Here is a 1,644-nt window from a genome sequence, read left to right as displayed (position 1 = left end):
CCGGCGGCGGAGGAGATGAAGCCGATCGCGGAGCCGCGGGGCAGCAGGCCGCCGGCCAGCAGGCGGTCGATGAGGTGGCGGTGGCCGATGAAGTTGATCCGCTCGATGCCCGGGGTGCCGTCCGCGACGCCGGCGGCCGAGAGCAGGGCGTGGACGGGTCCGCCGAGCTGCTCGACGGCTGCGTCGATGGAGGCGGCGTCGGCGAGGTTCACGTGGATCGACTTCGCACCGGGCAGGGTGACCTCGGCGTAGTCGGCGACGATGACCTCGGCGCCCGCTGCCTGGGCGAGCTCGGCGGCGGCGGCACCCATGCCGGTCGCGCCGCCGACCACGAGGACCCGCTTCCCGTCGAATCGGAACGCGTCGAACAGCGTCATCTCAGTGTCTCCTGGCTCTTCGTTGAGGTGGGGGTCATGCGACGACGCCGCGGATCTTGAGGTCGAGGACGGCGTCGGTGTCGAGACCGAGCTCGGTGAGGATCTCGTCGCCGTGCTCGTTGAACAGCGGCGCCCGGCCCGCCGCCGCGGGCTTCCCGCCGTACTGCACCGGGGCCGCGGCCATCCGGAACGGGATCCCGGCGGCGGTGGCACAGTCCTGGACGTACCCGTTCGCGACGGCCTGCGGGTCGGCGGCGGCCTCCAGCGTGTCCTGCACGACCGTCCACTGACCGATGAAGCCTGCCAGCCGCTCACGCCACTCGGCCAGCGGATGCTCGGCGAAGGCGGCCTCGAGGATCGCGATGGCCTCGCGGCTGTTCGCCATCAGCGCGGCGTGGTCGACGAAACGCGGGTCGGCGCCCAGCTCGGGACGGCCCAGCACCTCGCACATCGGCGCCCAGTACCTCCCGGCCTGCAGGCAGGTGAACGACAGCCAGCGACCGTCCTTGGTCTGGTAGTTCCCGGTCAGCGGGTTGGAACGCGGCGCGTCCAGCGGCGGCGGGGTCCACGGGATGTCGAGCAGCAGCGACAGCGCGAGGGCCTGGCCCATCGCCCACATCCCGGTGGCCATGAGGGAGACGTCGACCTCGGTGGCCTCACCGGTGCGCTCACGGTGGAACAACGCGCCCATGATCCCGCCGGCGATCGTCATCGCGCCGATCGAGTCACCGAAACCGGGCGCGGGCGGGACCGGAACATGGCTGTACTCGGGCCGCATGCTGCCGACCGCGACGCCGGCGCGGGCCCAGAAGGCCAGCGAGTCGTAGGAGCCGCGGTCCGCGTCCGGCCCGCGCTCGCCCTGCCCGGTCCCGCGGACGTAGATGATGTTCGGGTTGTGGGCGCGGATGTCCTCGACGTCGATGTGCAGCTTGGTGCGCACGCTGGGCAGCTTGTTCGTGAGGAAGACATCGCAGGTGCCCGCGAGCTTGTAGAGGATGTCGCGGCCGGCTTCCGAGGTGAGATCGAGACCGAGGCTGCGCTTGCCACGGTTGGAGTGCTCCAGCAGCACGTGGACGTCCTTCGGGACGACCGCGACACCCGAGGACGCCAGCGCGCGCATCGCGTCCCCACGCTCGACGTGCTCGATCTTGATGACGTCGGCGCCCCAGTCGGACAGCAACGCGGACGCAGCGGGTACGAACGTGTGCTCAGCGACCTCGAGGATCCGTACACCCTGCATCACCGCGGTCATGAACACTCTCCCGCC

The 1,644-nt window shown here is 71.1% G+C and carries 1 protein-coding gene and 1 pseudogene; both read right to left on the bottom strand.

The window, feature by feature from the left end; translation table 11 throughout:
* Nucleotides 1–377 (bottom strand): annotated as a pseudogene (locus tag MXD62_RS27445) (short-chain dehydrogenase); the annotation flags it as partial.
* A gap of 34 nt (nucleotides 378–411) precedes the next feature.
* Nucleotides 412–1,629: a CoA transferase gene (locus MXD62_RS27440; protein ID WP_248832290.1), complete on the bottom strand. Its 1,218-nt coding sequence runs from the start codon at nucleotides 1,627–1,629 to the stop codon at nucleotides 412–414.
* Nucleotides 1,630–1,644: the final 15 nt, after the last annotated feature.

Origin of the sequence: Frankia sp. Mgl5 (assembly GCF_023242985.1) — a bacterium.
Lineage (GTDB): Bacteria > Actinomycetota > Actinomycetes > Frankiales > Frankiaceae > Parafrankia > Parafrankia soli.
This window is presented reverse-complemented; position numbering and strand designations above follow the sequence as displayed.